The following is a 5,147-nucleotide window of genomic DNA, read 5'->3' as shown; positions in this document are numbered from 1 at the left end:
AGACGATGTCATCAAGCAGTACCTGGAATTACATTCCGACAAATGATGCCTCCGGCGTCAGCCGGTGGTCCTTCACTTGGAAGTCGGATATTCTATCCAGTTGAAGTACGTGAGCCCACCTTTGCGGTTGGTGCACTATGTGCATAGCTAAGTCAACTTCGCAGATACATGGTAACACCACCGAGTATTCATTTAATTGAAGTCAAAAACAAAATGCGCCGTCAGAAAAGTGCAGTGAGATCACCCCCGAAAGACATGAGTATGGGGTAAAGTGAAGAGCATTTCGGATCCACCCAAAGCGGTCATGCGGCACCGATTCAGAGCGTGCGTGTCATAAAAACGCTCAGCGGATCCACTCCGTAATCGCCAAATGGGCCGCATGAGGCGAAACCGTTGCGCGCATACAGGGCGCGGGCCGGGGCGAATATATCTGAGCTGCCTGTTTCAAGGCTAAGACGGATCATGTCACGCGCTCGGGCCGTGTTGATCAATTCAGCCAAAACGGCTTGTCCCACGCCCTGACCGCGCGCTTCACTTGCCGTATGCATGGACTTGAGCTCGCCGTGATTGGGCGCAATTCTGGTCAAGGCACCAATACCCAGCAAGGCACCATCCTTTTCGCGTGCGGCCACCAGAAACGCACCGCGTTCCAGCAATGCATCCGGCTGCATCACATGACAGCTTTCTGCGGGCGACCCCGCCCGCATCAGGTTAAAGTGGCGCTCAAGCAGGGCGCGCACATCCGGTGTTGTCGGGATGTCGAAGGCGACGGTTAGTGAGTCCATGCTCCGCGCCGTCCGGTGGCGAAATTCTCGCCGTAGCCGCCGGGGCGGATGTTGGGCTTGCGCTTGTTGGGCTCTTGTACGACCGCATCGATGCCCTGTTCGCGGGCATAGTCCTCGGCCGCTTCGCGGGTCTCGAACGTCAGGTGGACCTGGCTTTGCATATCCGAAGACGACGTCCATCCCATCAGGGGATCAACGGACCGGGCAGATGCAGGCGCGAACTCCAAAACCCAATGCTTGGTCTTGGCAGCGCCGGATGACATAGCGGTCCTGGCTGGCTGGTAGATGCGTGCACGCATGAAATCGCTCCTGAAAGGCCTGAGATAAGTATATCGTCAATTCCGACATGCCTCGCAAGATGCGAATTGTCTCACAGGCACCAAAAGCCATATGAAAGTGTATGTTTGACGCCGCACCGCACATCGAATGGATATTGAAGACAGGCCGTATGCTGACGTTGCAGGGTTTGATCGACGGGCTTGGCGCGCGCTTGCTGGAGGATGGCGTCCCCTTGATGCGCCTGCGGTTGAGCATGCGGACAACACACCCCCTGACCGCTGCTCTCAGCGTTTTCTGGGAAGCCCGAAGCGCGCCCTTGGTGCAGATAACCGCACCGCATGGTTTGGAAACCCGACCGGCATATACTGGCAGCCCGATGGCAGAGATTGCTCGGACACGTGCGCCGTTTCGGCGCCGCCTGGATGCATCGCTGAGCGCGCAGGACCACGTGTCGTTGCACGAACTCCGCGATCGCGGCGCGACCGACTATTATGGTCTGCCGTTTGTTTTTGCCATGAGCTCGTCGGGTATGTGCATTTTTACAAGCGACGGTCCCGCCGGGTTTTCGGAACCTCAGATCAAAGGCTTCGACGCAATGGCGCCCGTTCTGGCCCCCGTGATCGAAGTACACAATAATTATCAACTGGCGACGGCCATCGCCACCAGTTATCTGGGCGCGCGCACCGGTCAACGCGTATTGGACGGACAAATCACACGCGGCGATATCGAAACGATCGAAGCCGCAGTCTTGATTAGCGACATTCGCGGTTGGACGGCCATTAACGCAACCCGGCCCGCGAGGGATGCTCTGGACTTGGCCAACAGGTATTTCGAGGTTATCTCGGATGCGGTCGACAAGCATGACGGCGAAATCCTGAAATTCCTCGGCGACGGCGTGCTGGCCTTGTTCCCGACCGACGGCACCCCCGAAGGCCGTACCAAGGCTTGCCAGCGGGCCGTCGCGGCGGCCCGCTCAGCTCGGGACATCTCCGCGCAATCGGACATGGGCGCGGATTTCGGCATCGGCATTCACTTCGGCGAGGTGCTTTACGGCAATGTCGGGGCACGGGCGCGGATAGATTTCACCGTTTTGGGTCAAGCGGTCAACATCGCTGCCCGCATCGAAGCCTTGACCGGGCAACTGGGCCATGCGGTGCTGATCTCCGACGCCGTCGCACAGACGGTCAACCAACCCGTGAGCCTTGTTGGAACGGAACCGCTCAAGGGTTTGACAGAGCCGATGCGCGTCTACACTCCTGCCAGTTTCTGACAGCAGAATGCCGCACCCCCTTGCGCATGCTTCGATAAACGCCAGATAACAGCCCTGATAGCAGGAGCCTGCCCATGCCCTATGCCCATTCCGAGTCATCCGAAGCCATCCTCGCCAACCCCGCCGAGGATGTGCGCACCCGCCTCAAGCTCGAAGGCGGCATTGCCTTTCGGATGGACAGTGAATTTACTCCCGCAGGCGACCAACCAACCGCCATCAAGGAACTCAGCTCCGGCGTGAACGCGGGCGAGCGGGATCAGGTGCTTCTGGGGGCCACGGGCACCGGCAAAACCTACACCATGGCCAAGGTGATCGAGGAAACCCAGCGCCCCGCCATCATCCTGGCCCCGAACAAGACACTGGCCGCGCAGCTTTATGGCGAATTCAAAGGGTTCTTTCCGGACAACGCGGTCGAGTATTTCGTCAGCTACTATGACTATTACCAGCCCGAAGCCTATGTGGCGCGGTCGGACACCTATATCGAGAAAGAAAGCCAGATCAACGAACAGATCGACCGCATGCGCCACTCGGCCACGCGGGCGCTCTTGGAGCGGGATGACGTGATCATCGTGGCGTCAGTGTCTTGCATCTATGGTATCGGCTCGGTCGAGACTTACGGTGCGATGACGCAGGACATCAAGGTCGGCAAGAATTACGACCAGCGGCAGGTGATCGCCGATCTGGTGGCCCAGCAGTACAAACGCAACGACGCAGCGTTTTTTCGGGGCTGTTTCAGGGTGCGGGGCGACTCGCTGGAAATCTTCCCGGCGCACCTTGATGACCGTGCGTGGCGTTTATCGTTCTTTGGCGAAGAGTTGGAGAGCATCACGGAATTCGACCCGCTGACCGGCGAAAAAACCGATACGATGGAGCATATCCGGGTCTATGCCAACTCGCACTATGTGACGCCGAAACCGACGATGTCCCAGGCGATTCTGGGCATCAAGAAAGAGCTGCGCATGCGGCTGGATCAACTGGTCGGCGATGGCAAGTTGCTGGAAGCCCAGCGGCTGGAGCAACGCACGAATTTTGACCTCGAAATGCTGGAGGCCACAGGCGTCTGCAACGGGATCGAGAACTATTCACGCTATCTGACCGGTCGCGCACCGGGCGAACCGCCCCCCACCTTGTTCGAGTTTATCCCCGACAATGCCATTGTGTTTGCCGACGAATCCCACGTGTCCGTGCCGCAGATCGGCGGTATGTACAAAGGCGACTACCGGCGCAAGTTTACGTTGGCCGAACACGGCTTCCGCCTGCCGTCGTGCATGGACAACCGGCCCCTCAAGTTCGAGGAATGGGACGCGATGCGGCCGCAGTCGGTCTTTGTCTCGGCCACGCCCGCCGCGTGGGAGATGGAACAGACGGGCGGCGTGTTCACCGAACAGGTGATCCGTCCTACGGGCCTTCTGGACCCGCCGGTCGAGATCCGCCCTGTCGAGATGCAGGTCGATGATTTGCTGGACGAGGTCCGCAAGGTGGCCGCCGACGGGATGCGCACGCTGTGCACAACGCTGACCAAACGCATGGCGGAAGACCTGACGGAATACATGCACGAACAGGGCATTCGTGTGCGCTACATGCATTCCGACATCGACACGATCGAGCGGATCGAGATCCTGCGCGACCTGCGTTTGGGCGCCTTTGACGTTCTGATCGGGATCAACCTGCTGCGCGAGGGGCTCGACATCCCCGAATGCGGTCTGGTGGCCATTCTGGATGCGGACAAGGAAGGCTTCCTGCGCTCCGAGACGTCCTTGGTGCAGACCATCGGTCGAGCCGCTCGGAACGCCGAGGGCCGGGTGATCATGTATGCCGACCGCATCACCGGATCGATGGAGCGGGCTTTGGCCGAAACCAACCGCCGCCGGGCCAAGCAGGAAGCCTACAACATCGAACACGGCATCACGCCGGCGACGGTCAAGAAGAACGTCGAGGACATTCTGGCGGGCCTCTATAAAGGCGACACGGACCAAAGCCGCATCACAGCCAAGATTGACAACCCACTGGCGGGCGGCAATCTGCAAACCGTGCTGGACGGGCTGCGGACAGACATGCGCAAAGCCGCCGAAAACCTGGAATTCGAGGAGGCGGCGCGTTTGCGCGACGAAGTCAAACGGTTGGAGGCGGTGGATCTGACCATCGCCGACGATCCCATGGCGCGGCAATACGCGGTGGAGAAGGCCGTGGGTGATGCGCAGAAGGCGTCAGGCCGGAGCACAGGCGGGCGCGGCGGGATGCGGGGCGGCAAGTCACGGTATGGGGGGAAGCGCTGAGCTGCGTAAACTAGTAGCCCGGTACTATGGTTGCATATTTGGGTGAATGTTCCGATGTGGGACAGCGGCAGGTGTTGCCGTCGCCATCTTGAACATTTGCAGATGAGGGCGGCAGACAAAGTCTGGCCGCAGAAGGAGGCGGTCAGTCAGGTGGCGGATTTCCGCCTCGAGATTCTCCAGTTCCGGCCAATCCACACATCCGAAGGTTTCCTGCCTTTTGGCTGACGTGACACTCCCGCAAACATCTTTTAATGCGCCCGCAACTCTTCTGCTCGCGGCAATTCAAAATGAGCCGAGTGCGGGTGCTCGGCGATTGCAATGTCTTCCATATCCGATCAGAGTGACGGTTATGTTAAGAGGTGCATCTGAACCTAGCATATCAGTAATTTTTCCGCCTCGATCTGAATGATCCGTTCCTGAGCATTCTGCATCCGATCTGCCGCCACCCACTTTCACGTACTATACTTGTGCGCCTGAATTGACCTGACGATTTTTGTGCCTGCGATTCAGTTCGTCGCATGGCCGAAGGCGCGGCGG

The 5,147-nt window shown here is 59.1% G+C and carries 4 protein-coding genes; 2 read left to right on the top strand and 2 right to left on the bottom strand.

Translation table 11 applies throughout. The annotated features are described in order from the left end of the window. Positions 1 to 317 precede the first annotated feature (317 nt). Together LC354_RS26185 and LC354_RS26180 are read right to left on the bottom strand one after the other, a co-directional pair. On the bottom strand, positions 318 to 785 hold the full coding sequence (locus LC354_RS26185) for a GNAT family N-acetyltransferase (protein WP_223428898.1): 468 nt from the start codon (positions 783 to 785) through the stop codon (positions 318 to 320). Beyond that, on the bottom strand, positions 773 to 1,084 hold the full coding sequence (locus LC354_RS26180; RefSeq protein ID WP_223428897.1) for an ETC complex I subunit: 312 nt from the start codon (positions 1,082 to 1,084) through the stop codon (positions 773 to 775). The genes LC354_RS26185 and LC354_RS26180 overlap by 13 nt, the downstream gene beginning before the upstream one ends. Before the next feature lie 101 nt (positions 1,085 to 1,185). Here LC354_RS26180 and LC354_RS26175 point away from each other — a divergent pair, with 101 nt between their 5' ends. Both LC354_RS26175 and uvrB read left to right on the top strand, forming a co-directional pair. Beyond that, entirely contained in the window at positions 1,186 to 2,334 is a 1,149-nt protein-coding gene (locus LC354_RS26175; protein WP_223428896.1) for an adenylate/guanylate cyclase domain-containing protein, read from the top strand. A gap of 74 nt (positions 2,335 to 2,408) precedes the next feature. Then, complete coding sequence (gene uvrB / locus LC354_RS26170; protein WP_223428895.1) at positions 2,409 to 4,610, top strand: excinuclease ABC subunit UvrB; 2,202 nt, start codon at positions 2,409 to 2,411, stop codon at positions 4,608 to 4,610. Positions 4,611 to 5,147 lie beyond the last annotated feature (537 nt).

The organism is Tateyamaria pelophila (assembly GCF_019966495.1).
Lineage (GTDB): Bacteria > Pseudomonadota > Alphaproteobacteria > Rhodobacterales > Rhodobacteraceae > Tateyamaria > Tateyamaria pelophila.
The sequence above is the reverse complement of the archived record's forward strand: the minus strand, read 5'-3'. Positions and strand labels throughout refer to the sequence as shown.

What these genes read in the sequence shown, in the direction of transcription:
- LC354_RS26175 (WP_223428896.1), top strand. Translation starts at nt 1,186, where the DNA reads ATGTTTGACGCCGCACCGCACATCGAATGGATATTGAAGACAGGCCGT.
- LC354_RS26185 (WP_223428898.1), bottom strand. Translation starts at nt 785, where the DNA reads ATGGACTCACTAACCGTCGCCTTCGACATCCCGACAACACCGGATGTG.
- LC354_RS26180 (WP_223428897.1), bottom strand. Translation starts at nt 1,084, where the DNA reads ATGCGTGCACGCATCTACCAGCCAGCCAGGACCGCTATGTCATCCGGC.
- uvrB (WP_223428895.1), top strand. Translation starts at nt 2,409, where the DNA reads ATGCCCTATGCCCATTCCGAGTCATCCGAAGCCATCCTCGCCAACCCC.